Source organism: Cohaesibacter marisflavi, assembly GCF_900115225.1.
GTDB classification, from domain to species: domain Bacteria; phylum Pseudomonadota; class Alphaproteobacteria; order Rhizobiales; family Cohaesibacteraceae; genus Cohaesibacter; species Cohaesibacter marisflavi.
Window position 1 is genome coordinate 38,911 of the sequence record NZ_FOVR01000006.1, and the last position, 18,347, is coordinate 57,257.

Annotated in this window: 19 protein-coding genes and 1 tRNA gene; 14 read left to right on the forward strand and 6 right to left on the reverse strand. The window is 53.8% G+C overall.

Translation table 11 applies throughout. The annotated features are described in order from the left end of the window. Positions 1–360 (reverse strand): TIGR04076 family protein, encoded by a 360-nt coding sequence (locus tag BM258_RS12580; protein WP_090072786.1) that lies wholly within the window; start codon positions 358–360, stop codon positions 1–3. Then, positions 353–1,090, reverse strand: a complete 738-nt coding sequence (locus BM258_RS12585) for a GntR family transcriptional regulator (RefSeq protein ID WP_244544695.1) — start codon at positions 1,088–1,090, stop codon at positions 353–355. The genes BM258_RS12580 and BM258_RS12585 overlap by 8 nt, the downstream gene beginning before the upstream one ends. A 208-nt stretch (positions 1,091–1,298) precedes the next feature. On the opposite strand from BM258_RS12585, the gene BM258_RS12590 reads away from it, so the two are divergent. The 6 genes from BM258_RS12590 (at position 1,299) to BM258_RS12615 (ending at position 7,517) form a co-directional block, all read left to right on the forward strand. Further along, positions 1,299–2,117: an ABC transporter ATP-binding protein gene (locus BM258_RS12590; protein WP_319568137.1), complete on the forward strand. Its 819-nt coding sequence runs from the start codon at positions 1,299–1,301 to the stop codon at positions 2,115–2,117. Continuing rightward, positions 2,114–2,854, forward strand: coding sequence for an ABC transporter ATP-binding protein (locus BM258_RS12595; RefSeq protein WP_090072790.1), 741 nt, complete (start codon positions 2,114–2,116; stop codon positions 2,852–2,854). Before BM258_RS12590 ends, BM258_RS12595 begins: the two co-directional genes overlap by 4 nt. Beyond that, positions 2,851–3,765, forward strand: coding sequence for a branched-chain amino acid ABC transporter permease (locus BM258_RS12600; protein WP_090072791.1), 915 nt, complete (start codon positions 2,851–2,853; stop codon positions 3,763–3,765). Before BM258_RS12595 ends, BM258_RS12600 begins: the two co-directional genes overlap by 4 nt. Beyond that, positions 3,762–4,760 carry a branched-chain amino acid ABC transporter permease gene (locus tag BM258_RS12605; protein ID WP_090072793.1) on the forward strand — a complete coding sequence of 333 codons (999 nt, stop codon included), beginning with the start codon at positions 3,762–3,764 and terminating at the stop codon, positions 4,758–4,760. The genes BM258_RS12600 and BM258_RS12605 overlap by 4 nt, the downstream gene beginning before the upstream one ends. Continuing rightward, the gene (locus BM258_RS12610; protein WP_090072795.1) at positions 4,753–6,216 is read left to right on the forward strand and encodes an aldo/keto reductase; all 1,464 of its coding nucleotides are present in this window, start codon (positions 4,753–4,755) and stop codon (positions 6,214–6,216) included. The genes BM258_RS12605 and BM258_RS12610 overlap by 8 nt, the downstream gene beginning before the upstream one ends. Positions 6,217–6,566: 350 nt before the next feature. Continuing rightward, the gene (locus BM258_RS12615) at positions 6,567–7,517 is read left to right on the forward strand and encodes a YihY/virulence factor BrkB family protein (RefSeq protein ID WP_090072797.1); all 951 of its coding nucleotides are present in this window, start codon (positions 6,567–6,569) and stop codon (positions 7,515–7,517) included. A 369-nt stretch (positions 7,518–7,886) separates the two neighbouring features. On the opposite strand, the gene BM258_RS12625 is transcribed toward BM258_RS12615, so the two are convergent. Then, positions 7,887–8,825, reverse strand: a complete 939-nt coding sequence (locus BM258_RS12625; protein ID WP_090072801.1) for a PRC-barrel domain-containing protein — start codon at positions 8,823–8,825, stop codon at positions 7,887–7,889. Positions 8,826–9,384: 559 nt separating this feature from the next. Here BM258_RS12625 and BM258_RS12630 point away from each other — a divergent pair. From BM258_RS12630 to BM258_RS12640, 3 genes are all read left to right on the forward strand, one after another. Continuing rightward, the gene (locus tag BM258_RS12630; RefSeq protein ID WP_090072802.1) at positions 9,385–9,960 is read left to right on the forward strand and encodes an exopolysaccharide biosynthesis protein; all 576 of its coding nucleotides are present in this window, start codon (positions 9,385–9,387) and stop codon (positions 9,958–9,960) included. A 433-nt stretch (positions 9,961–10,393) separates the two neighbouring features. Next, positions 10,394–11,044 carry a phosphatase PAP2 family protein gene (locus BM258_RS12635; protein WP_175528054.1) on the forward strand — a complete coding sequence of 217 codons (651 nt, stop codon included), beginning with the start codon at positions 10,394–10,396 and terminating at the stop codon, positions 11,042–11,044. 68 nt (positions 11,045–11,112) lie between these two features. Beyond that, a complete protein-coding gene (locus tag BM258_RS12640; RefSeq protein ID WP_090072807.1) occupies positions 11,113–11,931 on the forward strand; it encodes a DUF1206 domain-containing protein in 819 nt (272 codons plus the stop codon). A 16-nt stretch (positions 11,932–11,947) separates the two neighbouring features. On the opposite strand, the gene BM258_RS12645 is transcribed toward BM258_RS12640, so the two are convergent. Next, the gene (locus BM258_RS12645) at positions 11,948–12,343 is read right to left on the reverse strand and encodes a hypothetical protein (protein WP_139229265.1); all 396 of its coding nucleotides are present in this window, start codon (positions 12,341–12,343) and stop codon (positions 11,948–11,950) included. A gap of 142 nt (positions 12,344–12,485) precedes the next feature. Here BM258_RS12645 and BM258_RS12650 point away from each other — a divergent pair, with 142 nt between their 5' ends. Next, positions 12,486–13,238, forward strand: coding sequence for a Crp/Fnr family transcriptional regulator (locus BM258_RS12650; RefSeq protein WP_090072810.1), 753 nt, complete (start codon positions 12,486–12,488; stop codon positions 13,236–13,238). Positions 13,239–13,570: 332 nt separating this feature from the next. Here BM258_RS12650 and BM258_RS12655 read toward each other — a convergent pair. Both BM258_RS12655 and cpdR read right to left on the reverse strand, forming a co-directional pair. After that, positions 13,571–13,645, reverse strand: a tRNA-Val gene (locus tag BM258_RS12655). Positions 13,646–13,813: 168 nt separating this feature from the next. Continuing rightward, complete coding sequence (cpdR, locus tag BM258_RS12660) at positions 13,814–14,173, reverse strand: cell cycle two-component system response regulator CpdR (RefSeq protein WP_090072812.1); 360 nt, start codon at positions 14,171–14,173, stop codon at positions 13,814–13,816. A gap of 350 nt (positions 14,174–14,523) precedes the next feature. On the opposite strand from cpdR, the gene BM258_RS12665 reads away from it, so the two are divergent. From BM258_RS12665 to BM258_RS12680, 4 genes are all read left to right on the forward strand, one after another. Then, complete coding sequence (locus BM258_RS12665; RefSeq protein ID WP_210186738.1) at positions 14,524–15,426, forward strand: N-formylglutamate amidohydrolase; 903 nt, start codon at positions 14,524–14,526, stop codon at positions 15,424–15,426. 680 nt (positions 15,427–16,106) lie between these two features. Further along, positions 16,107–16,406: a BufA1 family periplasmic bufferin-type metallophore gene (locus tag BM258_RS12670; RefSeq protein WP_090072814.1), complete on the forward strand. Its 300-nt coding sequence runs from the start codon at positions 16,107–16,109 to the stop codon at positions 16,404–16,406. Positions 16,407–16,570: 164 nt separating this feature from the next. Beyond that, positions 16,571–17,500 carry an MNIO family bufferin maturase gene (gene bufB / locus BM258_RS12675; protein WP_090072816.1) on the forward strand — a complete coding sequence of 310 codons (930 nt, stop codon included), beginning with the start codon at positions 16,571–16,573 and terminating at the stop codon, positions 17,498–17,500. After that, a complete protein-coding gene (locus tag BM258_RS12680) occupies positions 17,490–18,347 on the forward strand; it encodes an HvfC/BufC N-terminal domain-containing protein (protein ID WP_090072817.1) in 858 nt (285 codons plus the stop codon). The genes bufB and BM258_RS12680 overlap by 11 nt, the downstream gene beginning before the upstream one ends.

The window sequence follows — 18,347 nt, forward strand, 5'->3', positions numbered from 1 at the left end:
TCAGGTCTCACTTTCTGGTGCCGTATCCGCTGCAAGCGGAACAGCCGTTGTTTCGGCATGACTGAATGTGCGCTTGCGGATGCGCGTGATGCGAAAGCGCGTGCTGCAATTGGGATCAGGACAGGCGACTTCGGCATCGGTGCTCATCCAGTCATTGGGGTGCGTGTCCCGCTGCTTGGCAGGCAAAAGCGGCAGAAGGGCCGCCAGCGAATAGATAGAAAAGCCCTGCCCCGGAGGCATATGGATCATCTCACCGCGCAGCTCGAAATAGTCGCCAACCTTGGCACCGCAATAAATCGGCCCGCCTTCCGGCGCTATAACCTCCACCCTGAGATCCCATAATTCGAAGCTGTCACTCATCAGTTGTTCCCTCGACGATATCCTGACGCAGCAGATTGAAGGATTGGGTTATATCGGAATGCAACGCCTTCACCGCAGCTCCGGCATCTCCTTCGGCCAGCGCATCAATCAAAGCCCAATGATGATGCACCGCAGTCATCGAAGGCTTGCGACCATAGACAAGCGCCGAGGCCCGAACAAATGGGCCCGATTGCATCCAGAGGCTGCGCACGATGGGCAACAGCACGTCCGACCCTGCCATGCCATAGATGGTGAAATGAAACTGATAATTTAGCCCGGAAGTGACGCTGACCTGTTCATCATCAAGCGGCTTTTCAAAGGCAGCCTCGCAAGCTGCTGTCATGTCGCGCAGGCTCTTGATCGTGGCTTTATCGGTCTTGGGTGTGGCCAGTCGCACCAACTCGCCTTCGATCAGGCAGCGAACACGGGCGAGATCCTCAAGCCGCTCTGCAGTGATCAGCGGCACACGGGTCGAGCGGTTCGGCATCATTTCCAACGCTTGGTCGGAGACCAAACGCGCCAGCGCTTCTCGCACGGGCATAATGGACACCTGCAAGGTGTCAGCCAGCGCCTGCATGCGCAACACCTGACCGGCGGCGAAGACCCCATGCATCAGCGATTTGGCCAGCTCTTGATATACCCGCTCCTGTAAGGACTCCCGCGCAACGGACCCCAGCCCAGGGATGGCCTTTGCATCGACAGTCTGATCTGCCTTCAGCATGTTCTTCATCGTTCGCTCGTCACTCCCGCCATCAGCAACCCGTTTACCACCAGCCTTGATGGATTTTCTGTTTCTCTCTCTTTTTTTGCTTGCAAATGCAACTTGTGTCAATAATCTTTGATCAAAGATATAAGATATAAATCTGTCTGAAGCGCACCGAGCAATGACCCAACGGGCAGTATAGAAAGAAGCAGATCCGCAAGAATCTGGGGATTGAATGACGCAGACCATGGAAGGCCCGCAAGGTCCGATCGAAACCGACCCGGCAAAAACGGAGGCGATTCTGTCTGCCCGGTCGCTAACGCGTAGTTTTCAGGGCTTCAAGGCAGTGGATGATTTATCCCTAGATCTCCATCAGGGAGAGATTCTGGGGCTCATCGGCCCCAATGGCGCGGGCAAGACCACCATGTTCAACATGCTGGCCGGGTCCCTACTCCCAAGTTCCGGCTCCATTCTGCTTGATGGTAAGGACATCAGCCGCGAAGGAGCCGAAAAACGATTAAGGCGCGGACTTGGTAGGACCTTTCAGATCCCCCGCCCTTTCCCCGAGATGACCGTCCTTGAAAATGTGCTCTGCGGCGCGCAAGGCCAATCTGGCGAACGTGCCATCAGCGCCTTTTTCCGCCCGGGCAAAAGTCGCCAAGATGAAGCCCGCGCTCTTGAAAAGGCGCGTCACCTTACCGATTTCCTGATGCTCTCCCATCTGGAGAATGAAAAGGCCCGAGTGCTTTCCGGCGGGCAGCGCAAACTGCTCGAGCTGGCACGCATCCTGATGGCCGATCCAAAGGTCATCTTGCTTGATGAACCGGCAGCGGGGGTCAATCCGACCCTACTGCAAGAAATCATGGCCCGCATCGTCACTCTTAACGAGCAGGGCGTATCGATCCTGCTGATCGAGCATAATATGGATATGGTGGCGCGGCTTTGTTCTCGCGTGATGGTAATGGCGCTGGGCCAGAAGCTGGCAGAAGGCGCCCCCAACGCGGTCATTCGCGATCCCGAGGTCGTGCGCGCTTATCTGGGGGATGCGGCATGACGAAAGACATCCTGACGTTACACAATCTGCATGCGGGCTATCAACCCGATCTGCCCATTATCAACGGCATCGACCTGACGGTGCAGCAGGGCGAATTCGTGGTTCTGCTTGGCCCCAATGGCGCAGGCAAGTCGACCCTTGTAAAGGCGGTTGCTGGCTTGGTGCCCATCCATTCGGGAATGGTACTACTCAAAGAAGAGAATATCACTCACCTGCCTGCGCATCTGAAGCTGCATAGCGGTATGACCTTCGTGCCGCAAACCGAGAATATCTTCACTCAGATGAGCATCCGCGAAAATCTTCAGATCTCGGCGCAAATCCTGCCCAAGCAGCTCCGCGCCGAGCGTATTGAAGCCATGTTCGCCATGTTCCCCGATCTGGCCAAACGTCCTTCAACGCGCGCAGGGGCTCTGTCCGGCGGACAACGTCAGATGCTGGCCGTGGCCCGCGCCCTCATCACAGATCCGGCCCTGCTCATCCTTGATGAACCATCCGCAGGTCTGTCGCCCCTCTTGGTCGACGAGGTCTTTGCCCGCATCAAGATGATCAACGAAACCGGCGTTACCATTCTTCTAGTCGAGCAAAATGTCCGCGTCGGATTGCAAGTGGCTTCCCGCGGCGTCATCCTCGTGGAAGGAAAGGTGGCCCATGATGCTCCTTCCGCCGATCTGTCTGGCGATCCGGTGGTCACAGAGCTTTATCTTGGTGGCGGCGGTGTCGAGGAGACAGCCCAATGACCTTGCAACCCATCATGGATGGCCTCGTGAATGGCTCGATCATCGGTCTTGGAGCCATTGGCGTCACCCTAACCTATTCCATTCTGCGCTTTGCCAACTTCGCGCATGGCGAAATGCTGTCATGGGGCGCCTATCTGGCCCTTACCGTAAGCGCGGCCCTGGGCGCACTGCTGCCCGGCCTTGGCACCCCGATTGGCCCCTTTTCCTTCGGCTGGTCGGTGCCCATAGCCATGATCACCTCCATGGTTCTGACTGGTCTCGTTGCCCTCACGGTAGACTGGCTGCTCTTTGGCCGCCTGCGCAAGGCAGGGTCAGCCCAGATCATTCTGGTGATGTCGTCCTTCGGGGCCGCGCTGGCGCTACGCAATCTGCTGGAATTCATCTATACCTCCAGTCCGGCCTATTTCACCAATGCGCTGCAGATCTCGCGCCCCATCCTGCCCGGCCTCAGAGCAACACCTGACCAGCTGCTGGTCCTGGTGCTCGCCGTTATCATGGTGGTTGCGGTGCATCTGCTCCTCACGAAATCGGCGGCAGGGCGTTCCATGCGGGCCGTTTCGGAAAACCCGGATCTCGCCAGCCTTGCAGGCATCGACACCCGTGCCGTCATTCGCATGGTCTGGATGCTGGGGGCTGCGCTCGCTGCCGTTGGCGGCATCATGTCCGGCGTTGTGGTGCAGATACGCCCCACCATGGGCCTTGACCTGCTGCTTCCCCTCTTTGCCGCCTCCATTCTGGGCGGCATAGGCTCGGTGCCCGGTGCCATGATCGCCGGACTGATGGTCGGGCTTGCCGAAGCTTTCACGGTGCAGATCATTGGTGCGGAATGGAGGGCTGCGGTGTCCTTTGTCATCCTCGTCGCCATGCTTTTATTGCGCCCTCAGGGCATTTTCGGAAAGGCTGCGGCATGATCGACCTTCTTTCCTACGGCGCCTTCTTCCTCACCATGGCCTTGACCTATGCAGTCATCTGCCTTGGCCTCAATCTGCAATGGGGTCAGACCGGCCTCTTCAATGTTGGCGTCGCGGGCTTTGTGGCTGTCGGGGCCTATGTATCCTCCATCCTGACGACCCCAGCCATCGACGGACGACTGGGCGGCTTCGATCTGCCAATCGTCATCGGTTGGCTTGGTGGCGGGTTGGGGGCTGGCATCCTTTGCTTTTTGCTGGGAGCTCTCACTTTGCGTCTGCGGGCGGATTATCTCGCCATCGCCACCTTCGGTGCTGCGGTGGTGATCCAGCTGACACTACTCAATCTGGAAGGCATCACCGGTGGGCCGTTCGGCATCGGCTTCATTCCTCGCCCTTTCGGGGGACTGGCAGAGAATCCCAGCCTGTTTGCCATCGCCAATCTGGGCGTACTGATCCTTCTGGTTCTGGTCAGCTATTTCGCTCTGCAACGCCTGACGCGCTCCCCTTGGGGCCGGGTACTGCGTGCCTTGCGCGAAGATGAAGAGGCAGCCAAGGCTCTGGGTAAAGATCCGGTCACCTATCGTTTGCAGGCCTTTGCCATCGGCGGCTTTATCATGGGGCTTGGCGGCGCGGCACAGGCCCATTTCATCGGCTTCATCGCACCGGACAACTACATGCCCACCTTGACCTTTCAGGTTTGGACCATGCTGATTGTCGGCGGCTCGGGCAACATGCGCGGGGCCATTCTTGGTGCTGTGCTGGTCTGGGCCATCTGGGCCCTATCCGGAAGCCTCGTTGCCAGCGTCTTCCCGCCAGATCAGCAGGCCCGCGCGGCATCCCTGCAAATCGTCCTCATCGGCGTTGCCCTCTGCCTCGTGCTGCTGCTACGCCCCTATGGCATTCTGGGCGAGGCTGGCACCGTGCGCGCACCCTTGCGGCGCGCCCTTCGCCGCGATTTAAATTCTCACTCTGAAGGACAAAAGACAGATGTCTGACACACCTGATCGTATCGATCTCGCCCCCGGGCTCAATATTTCCCGCCTTGTTTGTGGTTTGTGGCAGGTTGCCGATCTGGAAAAGGACGGAGACCTGCTGGACCCGCAAGAAACGGCTCCGCGCCTTACTGCCTATGCCGAAGCCGGATTTGACAGCTTCGACATGGCCGACCATTACGGCTCGGCCGAGCTGATCACCGGAACCTTACTGGCAAACAGCCCCAAGGACACGCCGATCCGCGCCTTTACCAAATGGTGCCCGGAACCTGGCCCCATGACACCGGAAATCGTTCGCGCCGGTGTACAGGAACGCCTTGACCGCCTCGGTGTCGATGCGGTTGATCTGTTGCAGTTCCACTGGTGGAGCTTTGAAGATCCGCGCTGGCTAGACGCCATGCACGAGATGGAGAAACTGCGCGATGAAGGCCTCATCAAAGCCATCGGCGTCACCAATTTCGATGCGGCCCATTTGGCACTGGCGCTTGAGGAAGGCATCAAAATCGTCTCCAATCAGGTCAGCTTCTCGCTGGTTGACCGTCGTGCTGCCGGTCCCCTCTCAGCCCTTTGCGCCAAATATGGCATCAAGCTGCTGGCCTATGGCACCCTTTGCGGCGGCTTCATCTCCGAGAATTGGCTGGGCAAACCCGAGCCGCAGGAGATCGCCGACTGGAGCCGCATGAAATACAAGCGCTTCATTGATACCGCCGGCGGTTGGGATGCGTTCCAGTCGCTGCTATCTACCGCCCACACCATCGCTGAAAAGCACGGCGTTTCGCTTTCCAACGTCGCTAGCCGCTGGGTGCTGGAACATCCGGCAGTCGGAGCGACCATCATCGGCGCGCGCATCACCGAAGCCGAGCATCGTGCCAGCAACCTCAATGTCTTTAAATTTGCCCTAGATGATGAAGATCACGCAGCGCTGGACGCCGCCTTTGCCCAGATGTCTGCTGTTCCCGGTGACTGCGGCGACGAATATCGCAAGCCCCCCTTCCTGACCGCATCGGGCGATCTTTCCCACCATCTCTCTTCGATTGCACCGGTCAATCCGGCCGTGGCAGACCCCAGCCTTGCCGATCGCTCCCGTGTCTTCTCCGGCTCCAAGTGGGAACCGCTGGCTGGCTATTGTCGCGCCGTCCGCGTTGGTAACCGCATTCTCGTTTCAGGCACCACGGCAACCCATGGCTCCGACCATGCCGTTGCGCCAAATGATGCCGGGGCACAGGCAACCTATATTCTCGACAAGATCATCGGAGCCATTCGTGCCCATGGCGCTGGTCCGGAACATGTCGTGCGCACGCGCATCTATCTGGTCGATGTGGAAGATTGTGAAGCGGTATCTATTGCTCATGGTCGCTTCTTTTCCGACACTTGCCCGGCCAACACCCTGTTGCAGGTGGCAAAACTCGTCGGCCCCTATCGCGTAGAAATCGAAGCTGAAGCCGTGCTGCCGTCATAACAAGAGCCTTGTGCTTTTACGATAAAGGCCTCGGGCAAAGCGCCTGAGGTCTTTGCTGTTTTTGGGGACATTTGGCAGAACAGCGGATCAAGAAACGAAAAACGAGGCTTCCAGCAGCAGCCCTCTTCGTTCTAGCAACCATCATTGAACTGCGGTCTCCCTAGCCATCATACAGTTTACGCACGGATATGCGCTTCCGATAAAATTGGGAACCAAATGCAATATTCGCCATTGAATATAAGTAGCCCATAATCCAACATGGAAGCCAGCCTTTCGGGCCTATCTTTGACAGAGTGTCTGGCCGTTCACGTCCTGCCACAAGCATAATGATGTTGAGGAAATAGCAAGAAATGCCAAGAGGTCGACAAGCAAAAAGCCCGGTTCAAATTCCCTTTTCAGGATGGATAGACATACTGTTCAGGGTTAAGAATAAGCTGATCGAAGACCGCATAAGCCTCGTCTCAGCTGGCGTTGCCTTCTACACATTGCTTGCAGTCTTTCCTGCGATAACAGCCCTCATGGCAATCGCGGGCCTCGTGGTCGAGCCCGTAGAAGTCGCCCGCAAGCTCCAATTGATCACAAATTTCGTTCCCCAAGACGCAGCCGCCATTATCCTCAATCAGGCGAAATCTGTAGCAGGCTCACAAGAGCGAGGCTTGGGTGTGGCGCTGGTTCTGGGATTGAGTTTGTCGCTCTACTCCGCTTCGCGCAGCATGGCCAGTCTGGTTCAGGGATTGAACGTTGTTTATGACGAGAAGGAAAAACGCGGATTTTTCAAACTGCTCCTGATCACGCTGGCCTTGACCCTCATTATGGTTGTTGGATTTGTTTTCGCTGTGGCAGCAGCTATTGCGTTGCCGACCATCTTTAACATTCTCGCGATCCCGGGCTGGATACAAGGGATCTTTTCTACCGCGAGTTGGTTCCTGATGGCCCTGCTGGTCGTCACCGGTTTATCGATTGTCTACAGGTTTGGCCCATCGCGCAAAGAGGCCAAATGGCAATGGCTGACAACGGGAGCAATGACCGCTTGCGCGCTTTGGCTGATCGGGTCAATCGGCTTCTCGATCTATGTTTCCAACTTCGCCAGCTACAATGAAACATTCGGCAGTATGGCTGGAGCAATCATCCTGCTGATGTGGTTATGGATGTCGAGCTTCATCATCTTGATGGGAGCGGAGTTGAACGCCGAGATCGAGGCGCAAACCAAAATAGACTCCACCATCGGCCCCGCAAAACCAATGGGCTCACGCGGGGCGACCAAGGCTGACATTCTGGGAGAATCCATCAAAGATGGCTAAACTACCAATAAAGCTCCCTCCTGTTTGGCTATGCAGATAATTAAGGCGGCATAGGCCAGACTGTGTCTTAGGTCTTCTCGACTTGTCCCCTCGCGCGGGCACCCCGATTTTTCAGTTGGTTACAGTCCCGGACGGACGCTCCGCAAGGGGACAGAAAGCCCAAATGCCTTGTCGCTACACCCTGCGCAATGGCTTGAATTTCCTCCGTCAGACTATGTTCTACTTCATTGAAAGCGCCATATTTGAAAGCGCGGATGCGCATTGGGAAAGAATGATCTTTATATAAAAATACCTCTCGCCGGATTTGACGAGAGGCATTTTTAAAATTCAGAAATGGCCAGCCTGTCAGGCTCTCTTGGTCCGCAAACCTTAAGAGCCACTATATTCAGGCTGATTTTCCAATTCTTCCTGCGTTGCGTCGATGTAAACACGCACGTCAGCGCCAGAATCGGTTCGGAGGATTTCCAATTCATCCATGGGCACGGCGATACGGCGTTCGCCAATCCCCAGGAAACCACCGATGTCAAGAACGGCCTTCTCGATCTCACCGGTTTCGTTGACCAGAAGCTTGTCAATTTCGCCGATATCTTCATCCTTTACACTATAAAGACGGGCTCCGGTCAGATCATCGGCAGTGAGTTCCGAAATCTCAACGACATTCCAGCCATCACGCTCAATGTTTGGAGCCCCAAACGTCTCGCGCTGGATCTCGTTCATCGTCTTGACCATGCTATCTTTTGCTTCGCTCGTTGTCTGAGCCATGTTGTCTTTGGCATCTTTCATGGTCTTTGAGACATCTTCAACGGTATCATCAGCATAGCTTTTGATCTTGGCGCCAGCAGCATCCATCCTGTCTTCTGCATTTTCCATCATGCGCTCAAAATTCGGAGCGTCGGTCAAAACCTGTTTATTTGCATCGACAACCAGGAAGAAGTCGCCCTCATCGCCTGTTTCATTGACCATCTTGATGCTGCCCATATCAACAGACACGTCTTTCTCGCCAACACCCAAGAAGCCACCAACTCCGAGAATAACGGCTTTCACGCTGCCATCACGATTGAGAATGATATCATTGACTTCACCGATATCATCCCATTCTGTTTCAGCACCAGCATCGACGGTCGCATTCTCATCAAACGTGTCATAGTCCTTCTGGGCGGAGTAAACGCGCATTCCGATGAAGTCAGAAGCGTAAATGTCCATGACGCCAGGCTCATCATAGGTCTTGAACGAAGACATGTGATCGTCAGCCATAGCAGCCGTGGAAAGAAGAAGTGTCATGGCAGTGGTTGCAAGAATGCGTTTCATTTGGCAAGCTCCTAATGTTGCAAGATTAGATTGCGAACTGCACGCGACCTTCGAACCTCACGTGCCGTTGTCTAGTCAACGTAGCCAAGGTGAATGGGTTCCAGAATTCTTGTGGGAAAGATGGGATCCATTCGCCCACACTTTGCGAATAATCAATGTTTTCAATGCGATAAAGCCTACCGAAAGACAACAGTTCGCACGTAGAATTTCTCACCGACTAGAAATATTCCAATCCCCTTCATACCGATACCAGCACGCAACCGAGACCACAGAACCGCTTGATCCTAGTGATATCGACAGACATAGCTTCCCTGCCTAGATCCGCTCCCAACCTGCTGATCACAAGCTTTTGAAGGCAGTCGATTTTGCAACCACAATGAAGGCGGGTCTCTGTTCTTCCAAGAAGACTTGGCAAATATGCTTGAGCGTCCTTGCAACAAGCACGGAAAACACCGACTTGAGTTTCCAAAGAGACAATAAGCCCTTCAAAAAGGGGGAACATCACAAGACATGGAGCATTGGATATAGAGACGCACCACTTAAATGACGGAGCAAGCAGGTGAGTGAGAACGCTCTGATATCTGAAATACTCGACACCATAGAGGAAAAGGCTGACGGCAAAGCAAAATTCACCATCGGCGATCTCCTTGATGCCTTCGGTCGACGCGCCCACGGCCCTGTCATTTCTGTTGTGGGGTTGGTGTCTGCATCGCCCATTGGTGCCATCCCGGGTGCAAGCATATTTCTGGGCCTTATATGCCTGATATTGGCCGGGCAATATGCGCTTAAAGACTCTCCCCCTTCCCTACCAAACCTCATACAGGTGGGCGGCGTTGACGGCAAACGCCTTGCGTCAGCCATTGAGAAAGTCAGGCCTTATGCCGGAAAATTGAGCTTTCTTTTTTCAGAACGACTGACTTTCATGACCCGATCACCATGGGCCATTTTGACAGCGATCCTGATCGCGGCTTTTGCGTTGAGCATGGTCCCTTTGGCACTGGTGCCCGGCGGAGTGTTTGTCCCATCCGTCGCACTTGCGTTCATCGGTTTTGCGGTCACGGCTCGTGATGGCCTTATGCTGATTATAGCAAGTGCCATCGGCGCTGTTGCGAGCGCAATGCTCTGGGCCGCCTAGTGAAGAGACCTACGGCACAAATATAGCAGTTTGCTTTATCTGGATGAAAGAAGCTGCGCGGTGCCAGCGCATGCCCACCCGTAACTTTGCGCGAAAAGGCAAGGAACCTTGTTGGAACCAATCACGCTCCTGTTTCGTTTGATCTAGCGGATACAAAAGGAGATCAACATGCCGAACAACGATAAAAAGTCAGCAGCAAAGCACAGCACCAGACGAGACTTGGGCAAAGGCAATATATCCTCAGGCCGACTTTAAAGAAATCTTGCCGACATAACTCCAACTCCAAGCCTCCAAAGGCCGGGGCAGTCAATTTCATTCCCGAAAAAATTGATGGTTCAACTATATGCAAAATCCTGACCCAGCTTCTGAAATGCCTTCGCGTCCCCTCTCTGGTTCACGGACAGAGGGCGACGTTGAGAATGACACTTTCAAGATGACCGACACTTTTGTCTGGAGTGTGATGATCATCGGGTTACTCGGATTTGCTGCAATTGCCTATCTTGTATCAACGGACGCAACAACGGCGTTTGATCTCTCGGTGATGTCCCATTTCATCGAACGAGGGGAAACAGTCAGTCCGTTAGGCCCCCCATGGGTTGAAGAAATATTCCTCGAACTCACGGCATTGGGCGGTGGCACAGTTTTGACGCTGGTGGCGTTGCTGGTACTGACCGGCCTCTTCATCACGCGCCAAAGGGGCGCTGGGTTGACCCTTATGGCGACACTTGTCAGTGGAACAATTATCCCCTACGGCCTCAAATTCCTGTTTGATCGCCCCCGACCGGATTTAGTAGCCCATCTGGATCGCACATTTACCGCCAGCTTTCCCAGCGCACATGCGACGGTATCGATGATTTACTGGATCAGCATCGCGACAATCATTGCCCGTTTCATTGATCACGCCATCCTTCGTCGTTTTATCTATTACAGCACTTTTTCCCTTGTAATTTTGATTGGCCTTAGTCGCATATATCTCGGTGTCCATTGGCCATCGGATGTGGTCGCAGGGTGGCTCCTTGGTCTTGCGTGGGCAGCATTCTGCTGGCTGTTGGCCAATCGATTTGCAATCGACAAAACCGCTTAGAGTCATCGCAGCATCTGCTCCATGATGAAGCCGGGAAAAATTCCCCCGAACAGGAAAATATCAACGCTATGCAAAGCAACTCACAGACCTGGATCATATATCTGGCGCGAGCTGGCTATTTGTCACGCGGCGTCGTCTATCTGATCGTGGGAGGATTTGCGATTTTTGCCGCGTGGGGAGCGGCTCAAAGCAAAGGCCCCAAAGGTGCGGTTCTCAAGATTCTACAGCAGCCCCTCGGAGAGACACTTGTCCTTATCCTGATCGTGGGGCTGGTCGGATATATTATGTGGCGATTGGTGCAATCGCTTCTGGATACCGACAATCATGGCTGGGCAGCCAAAGGCCTGGCGATACGGCTTGGTTTGCTTTCCAGTGCCTTCACCTATTCAGGGTTGGCCCTTTATGCGGCCTCACTTACAGGAGCATTTGCCTCCGAGAGTGAGAACGAAGCCGGTGGGCTGGCACAGCAGATGGGTCAGGTGATCGGCCAGAAATATGTCGCACTCGCCCTTGGCTGTGTTTTCATCGGAATTGCTCTTGCCCATTGGTGGAAAGCGCTCTCCCGGAAATATGCAGATCATTTTCAGGCCAACACGCAAATAATGGCGATTATTCACCCGGTCTCGATGGTGGGGCTCACCGCGCGTGGCATCGTATTTGCCGTCATTGCGACCATTATGATCTTACGATTTTTGGGTGTCGAAAGCGGTGATGGCGCGCCTCCAGATGTGAAAGACGCTTTGACATATGTTCAATATCTGCCCTTTGGTGTTTGGTTCTTAACTGCCCTTGGCCTCGGCGTCATCCTCTTTGCCGGATATTCTTTCGCGGAAGCAATCTGGAGGAAAATCAACTTGGAAGATGCCTCTATTTCAGACCAGTTCTGACTTATTCAGGCGCGCCTTATTGCTGGGCGGATGAATCAGGCGGCACCGATGAGGCTCGCATCACCATAGTGATCGCTTTGACTAAGTCATGGACTTGATAAGGCTTGCCAAGGACAGGAACTGTCTCAAAGCCTGGAACCCCCATCAAAAACGTGTCACAAGAGGTCGTGAAAACGAGTGGGATTTTTGAGACTTGGATCGCACGCAAAAAATCATCGGGCAGGTCCTGCACCGGCCCCGTATCACAAATAATGCACGCAAATGCTCCCTCGCCTAAAAGAACAGCATCAAGATCATTTGATGAAACTATACGACACCGCCCACCGAAGAACCGCTCAACGTGATACTGCAACTCCAAGGCAACAACATACCATGATTCAACGATCAGAAAATTTGGTTCTATAGTAGTCATGATAAGCGCCTCAATAAATGAATGGCCGAATATGCTCCAAACCAGAAGGCACAGCATTTAAAAAAGACATGTCAAATCACGCTTTTGGAACTATTGTCCTTTTATTTCGTTTTTCTTTGACAGATGAACGGCCGGTGATGACATGAAGAACCATAAAGCGCGTGCTGAACGTACAGATTGTGAAAAATGCCCTCTAAGGGAAATTAAGAAGTTTCGCGACTTCGGCCCTGACGAGTTGGAGTTTGTTTCCAACTTCAAGAAGGGGGAATTACACACCGACCCCGGTGCAACGATACTGGTGGAAGGGAGCAACAACCCGCATATATACACCGTACTGACCGGCTGGGGCTTTCGCTCAAAGCTTTTGGAAGATGGTCGTCGACAAATCCTGAATTATATTATGCCGGGAGATATGATCGGGTTACAAGGATCCATCATGGGAGAGATGGAACACTCGGTAGAAGCGCTTTCCGCCATGACCCTTTGTGTGTTCGAACGCGAATACATGATGAAATTGTACGAAAAACACCCTGACCTTGGCTATGACATCACGTGGATTGCCGCAACAGAAGAACGCATTCTCGATGAGCATCTGGTTAGTGTAGGCCGCAGGACGGCGCTAGAACGCGCAGCGTATCTTTTGGCCTATCTCCATCAAAAAGCGACCGCAGTTGGACTTGCGCAAGAAGAATGCTCAGATTTATCGATCACACAGCAACATATCGCGGACACATTGGGACTGTCGATCGTTCACACAAACAAGACCCTGCGCAAATTGGCGCAAAAAGATCTTATTATATGGAAAGAACGTGGTTGTGAGGTCCTCAACGTTAAAGGTCTGTTGCAAGTTGCAGGATGGGAAGGGATGCCTGAAAAGTGCCGCCCACTCATATAGCGACAGCTCACTGCTTGCAGCGTTAAGTGCCCTGCCCCAACGCATCCCCGCTTTTGGCGGCAATGAGCAGCAACTTTCATCAACTATACTGTCAGCTAGAGCCAGATTAGCAGAGGCCTCAAAGCACATCCTAAAAAGGGTCCGAACCGGACTGCAGCGAAGAACGCCAGGACAGACACGCGCTTAACAAGCGCGACCAAAGGCAACATTTACCACTGAGCATCTGCATCAAGCCAATCGCCTATTCATGCCATTCAAGCAACGAAAACTCTGAAGCCAGCAACTTTTGCGAAGAAACTGCTTTATATTCTTGATCTATAGAGAGGAAAGGATGGTGGGCGTAACTGGGATTGAACCAGTGACCCCTTCGATGTCAACGAAGTGCTCTCCCGCTGAGCTATACGCCCATCCTTGGTTGGCTGTTGAGTTCAGCCTGTGCGGTGAGAAGGCTTCTACCGCCCTCAAAGAGGGATTGCAACCCCCTTTTACAATTCTGTCATCAATGGGCAATGAAGCTGTGAAAAACCATAAATATCAACAGCCCCAATTGGCGTATGATGCCCAGTAGCCCCTGTTCAGGCAGCCAGCATCTTGCTGACTTCATTCACCAGATCGCGCAGATGGAAAGGCTTGGAAAGCACCTTGGCGTCTTTTGGCGTGTTGCTGTCCGGGTTCAGTGCCACAGCGGCGAATCCGGTGATAAACATCACCTTCAGATCAGGATCAAGCTCCGTTGCGCGCCGTGCCAACTCAATGCCATCCATTTCCGGCATGACAATATCGGTGAGCAACAAGGTGAATGGCTCTTCGCGCAGTCGGTCATATGCGCTTTTCCCGTTATCAAACGAGACCACTTCATATCCCGCATTCTGCAGCGCACGCGAAAGGAAGCGGCGCATGTCATTGTCGTCTTCAGCAAGCAAAATCTGCGACATGTTATATTTTTCTCCAGCCCGCAGCCGGGCATATTTTTGCAAATTCGTCTTAACCCGAATTCGGGATTTGGCAAGCTACAATTCAATAGGCTCGGGGTAAAAATCCCGTGAACCAAAAGAGATTTCAACCCGTTTCTCATTGATTCAGGCGAATTTCATCCCTTTTTCCTTGTAACAGACGCACTTAATCCCGATAATATTGAAATACACTTATCTGACAAGAGATAAGATAGCCAAGCTTTAGACTTTTATCCCCTGACCGACTCTCAAAATGGCGCAAACCAGAAAGAGTGCGGAAGGTCCATCAAGATCAGTCGCTCTGCGGCGACAAGAAAAGAACCGAGAGCGCATTGAACCCTGACGATTTTCAGCCAACCGATACGCTGGATGTGCCATTTTGGATAGAGAGGCCCGAACAACAATTGGCGCCTTTTCTCTTCAGCTCGCCCCATTCAGGGCGATGCTATACGGCAGAGTTCAAAAAGGCCAGTCGCCTGACCGAGCTAGAATTGCGTAGCTCTGAAGATTCCTATGTCGATCTGCTCTTTTCGAAAGTGACGTCCTTGGGTGTGCCCTTCATGGCGGCCAATTTTCCCCGTGCCTATCTTGATCTCAATCGTGAACCCTACGAGCTGGACCCGATTGTCTTCAAGGATCCCCTGCCCTCCTATGCCAAAACGTCCGGTACAAGGGTTGGCAGCGGCCTGGGCACCATCGCTCGCATCGTTTCCGAACGCAAGGAAATCTACCGGCATAAGCTGAGCCTTGAGGAAGGGCTGGAGCGGATCGAAACGCTTTACAAGCCCTATCACCAATGCTTGCGTAGAGAGCTGGCTTTGGCGCATGTGAATTTCGGCTATGCTTGCCTTATCGATTGCCACTCGATGCCGTCGCGGGTGTTTCAAAATGCCAATCCGAACAACCGCCCCGATATCGTTCTGGGAGATCGCTATGGCGCCAGCTGTCACCCGTCCTTGATAAGTGCGGCCAAAAGCATTCTAGGCCATTTGGGGCTGCGTGTGGATATCAATCGCCCCTATGCCGGCGGTTTCATCACCCAGCACTACGGGCGTCCGATAAAAGGTCTCCATGCTCTGCAAATCGAAATTGATCGCAGCCTCTATATGAATGAGGACACTTTCGAGCCTGTTCCTCACTTTCAGGAGCTGGTGGACCTGTTCGGACGCTTCACTGAGCTGCTTATACAATGTGCAAGCGACGCTCTATACCCAACAGCAGCTGCCGCAGAGTAATTTTATTTGCGTCTCCACACCGTACTTTCTCTTCTGATGCGCCTCCCTGATCAAGCGCGTTCACAAACGCGAGACACCTGGAGCCAAGCTCTCTTCTGACCAGTTGCCCTTGAAGACACGGCATCTCCTATCGACTTGATCTCAAAACAAAAAAAAGGCCGCTTAACGCGGCCCGAAAAGTCTAAGGAGGAAACGCCCAGCAAGGGCGGCGGGAAAAATGTTCCGCAAGAATAGGGTCGCATTTACATCCCGAAACTGTCAAGCAAACCCAGAATGGTTCCAAGCCACACAGCGCACCACAACGCTAAAAACTTGCACAATATTTAATCACAATATACCAAATAACTGAAATTACTTATTTTTAGATGCCTCAAAAGCGACCTTCCATGGCAAGCAATTAATGTGCATATTTTTTGCGCAACTCGCGCAATCCAACATTTTTGCTCATTTGGGATGCAAATATTGCCAGTTTACGAAAAAGCCCCAAGCGCAAAACAACCGAGAGTCGCACTTATTGCCACTATAACGCAGCCCTCACAGCATGGTGAAGCAGCGTGCGCGCGGCCTCACTCCCATTTCATTTCCTATTGAACGGCATTCTGGGCAGCATTGAAGGCGTTCCGGGGCAACAGATACTCGTTAGACCCCACTCACTTACTCATCATATTCTGGAGACAACCATGTCCACCAAAGTTAATACGCTTTCTGCAACATTTTTCGCCGGTGCCATTGCCACCATCGTTTCTGCTGGCGCTCTGACCACATTGTCCGTTGACGGCGCTCAGGCTGCTGAAAAGGAAAAATGCTACGGCGTCGCACTGAAAGGCCAGAATGACTGCAAGGCGGGTGCAGGCACCACATGTGCAGGCACCTCCACCGAAGACTATCAGGGCAATGCATGGAAGCTGGTCCCGAAAGGCACCTGCACGACCATGAAAACCCCGAACGGTATGGGCAGCCTCGAACCGATTGAAGGCTGATATAACCACGCGCCAGGGCCCTTTTGGCATGGTCATCCGTGCCGGAAGGGCTCCAGCCCTGAGTTGAACCCGCCCCTCACCTTTCTCATCAGCACCAACCGCGATCGCTTTTTCCTCGCCAAACTCTAGGGGTGCCCGTCTGATCGCTTGAAGGAAATGATCCGATGCCAATCTCCCAGATCACACCTGCCTCATCTGGCACGACACCCAAAGAAATCCCGCCAAGAGCCGGGGTCGGCCTCAAGGCGGAGCATTACCAGACCATTCTGGAAACCGCGCCGGACATCGGCTGGTTTGAAGTGCACCCTGAAAATTATATGGGCGCCGGAGGGCCACCACACCGCTATCTTAGCGAAATCGCTGCGCGCTATCCCCTTTCCCTGCATGGCGTCGGAGCTTCCATCGGCGCAGACAAGTCGCTCGATACAGATCACATCAATCGCCTCAAGGCCCTCAATGAGCGCTACGCGCCCGGCCTCTTTTCAGAACATCTGGCTTGGTCCAGCCATGACGAGGTCTTCTTCAACGACCTTCTGCCCGTTCCCTACCGTCAGGACAGTCTTGATCGTGTCGTTGATCATGTGAACCAGCTACAGGACCATTTGAGCCGACGCATTCTCATTGAGAACCCGTCCGTCTATGTGGCCTTTGAAAGCTCCACCATGTCGGAAATCACCTTCCTTGAGCGACTGGTTGCACGCACGGGCTGCGGCCTGCTACTGGATTGCAACAATGTTTATGTCTCGGCAACCAACCAGAATTATGACCCCGTTGCTTATCTTGATGCCTTCCCCGTCGAACATGTGGGAGAAATTCATCTGGCAGGTTTCGCCCGCGATGAAGATGACGAAGGCGAGCCCCTACTGATTGACGCCCATGACAGAGAAGTCGCAGATGCTGTCTGGGCTCTTTATGACCAAACATTGGCGCGCTCCGGCGCTGTCCCTACGCTGATCGAATGGGACAACAACATCCCCGATTGGGACATTCTGTTTGCCGAAGCCATGCGGGCGGAAGACAAGCTGCGGGCACTGCCAACAAGGCTCAAGGAACCTGAGCCAGACCTGATATTGGGGCACCGCCATGTCAGCTAGCCCATCCCTTCATACCGGGCAGGCGTCTTTTTCCAGCGCACTAATAAAGCCCGATCATCCCACGCCGGAAGACGTGATCGGCCCAAAGCCGGAGAAGAAGGCGCAAAAGCGCTTCGGTGTCTATCGTAACAATGTGATCGTCAGCCTCACCGAAGCTATGATGGCTTCTTTCCCCACGATCGCAGCGTTGGTTGGGGAGGATTATTTCCGCGCCATGGCCCGTGTTTACATCACCAACCACCCGCCGCGCACCGCCATTCTCAGCCGCTATGGCGACCAGTTCGCCAGCTTTCTTGATGGCTTCGAGCCCGTACAAGCCTTTCCCTATATGGGCGATGTGGCCCGCATCGAGTTTGCGTGGCAGGAAGCCTATCATGCCGCAGATCAGTCCCCGCTAGATCCCACCAGCTTGCAACAGATCCCACCAGACCGTCTGGCAGAGCTGACCTTCACGCTCCATCCGGCTTGTCGCCTGCTGGCGTCCCCTTATCCTGCCTACAGCATTTGGGCCGCCCATAAGCAAGATGCACCGCAAGAGACAATGGCATCCTTGCCCCAAGAAGCAGAAGCCAGCCTTATTACGCGCCCGCAATGGGATGTCATGGCCATCAAACTCCCTGCTGGCGGCTTTGCCTTTCTTAACGCACTCGGAGAAGGCCTAACGCTTGGTCAGGCAGCGGCAGTGGCCCTTGAAGCAGCACCAGCCTTTGACTTCGCCCGCAATCTGGGAGGCCTTCTGGAAACCGGCGCCTTGGCTGGCCTTCATCTTCCCTCCATCGACGTGAAAGACCAGAGAGAGCCAAAGCCGTACCAAGATAACAGCGCCAATCAGCATCACGAAAGTTGA

What these genes read in the sequence shown, in the direction of transcription:
- cpdR (WP_090072812.1), bottom strand. Translation starts at nt 14,173, where the DNA reads ATGTCGCAGATTTTGCTTGCTGAAGACGACAATGACATGCGCCGCTTC.
- BM258_RS12610 (WP_090072795.1), top strand. Translation starts at nt 4,753, where the DNA reads ATGTCTGACACACCTGATCGTATCGATCTCGCCCCCGGGCTCAATATT.
- BM258_RS12595 (WP_090072790.1), top strand. Translation starts at nt 2,114, where the DNA reads ATGACGAAAGACATCCTGACGTTACACAATCTGCATGCGGGCTATCAA.
- BM258_RS12635 (WP_175528054.1), top strand. Translation starts at nt 10,394, where the DNA reads ATGACCGACACTTTTGTCTGGAGTGTGATGATCATCGGGTTACTCGGA.
- BM258_RS12650 (WP_090072810.1), top strand. Translation starts at nt 12,486, where the DNA reads ATGAAGAACCATAAAGCGCGTGCTGAACGTACAGATTGTGAAAAATGC.
- BM258_RS12640 (WP_090072807.1), top strand. Translation starts at nt 11,113, where the DNA reads ATGCAAAGCAACTCACAGACCTGGATCATATATCTGGCGCGAGCTGGC.
- BM258_RS12615 (WP_090072797.1), top strand. Translation starts at nt 6,567, where the DNA reads ATGCCAAGAGGTCGACAAGCAAAAAGCCCGGTTCAAATTCCCTTTTCA.
- BM258_RS12625 (WP_090072801.1), bottom strand. Translation starts at nt 8,825, where the DNA reads ATGAAACGCATTCTTGCAACCACTGCCATGACACTTCTTCTTTCCACG.
- BM258_RS12580 (WP_090072786.1), bottom strand. Translation starts at nt 360, where the DNA reads ATGAGTGACAGCTTCGAATTATGGGATCTCAGGGTGGAGGTTATAGCG.
- BM258_RS12605 (WP_090072793.1), top strand. Translation starts at nt 3,762, where the DNA reads ATGATCGACCTTCTTTCCTACGGCGCCTTCTTCCTCACCATGGCCTTG.
- BM258_RS12590 (WP_319568137.1), top strand. Translation starts at nt 1,299, where the DNA reads ATGACGCAGACCATGGAAGGCCCGCAAGGTCCGATCGAAACCGACCCG.
- BM258_RS12600 (WP_090072791.1), top strand. Translation starts at nt 2,851, where the DNA reads ATGACCTTGCAACCCATCATGGATGGCCTCGTGAATGGCTCGATCATC.
- BM258_RS12670 (WP_090072814.1), top strand. Translation starts at nt 16,107, where the DNA reads ATGTCCACCAAAGTTAATACGCTTTCTGCAACATTTTTCGCCGGTGCC.
- BM258_RS12645 (WP_139229265.1), bottom strand. Translation starts at nt 12,343, where the DNA reads ATGACTACTATAGAACCAAATTTTCTGATCGTTGAATCATGGTATGTT.
- BM258_RS12585 (WP_244544695.1), bottom strand. Translation starts at nt 1,090, where the DNA reads ATGAAGAACATGCTGAAGGCAGATCAGACTGTCGATGCAAAGGCCATC.
- bufB (WP_090072816.1), top strand. Translation starts at nt 16,571, where the DNA reads ATGCCAATCTCCCAGATCACACCTGCCTCATCTGGCACGACACCCAAA.
- BM258_RS12680 (WP_090072817.1), top strand. Translation starts at nt 17,490, where the DNA reads ATGTCAGCTAGCCCATCCCTTCATACCGGGCAGGCGTCTTTTTCCAGC.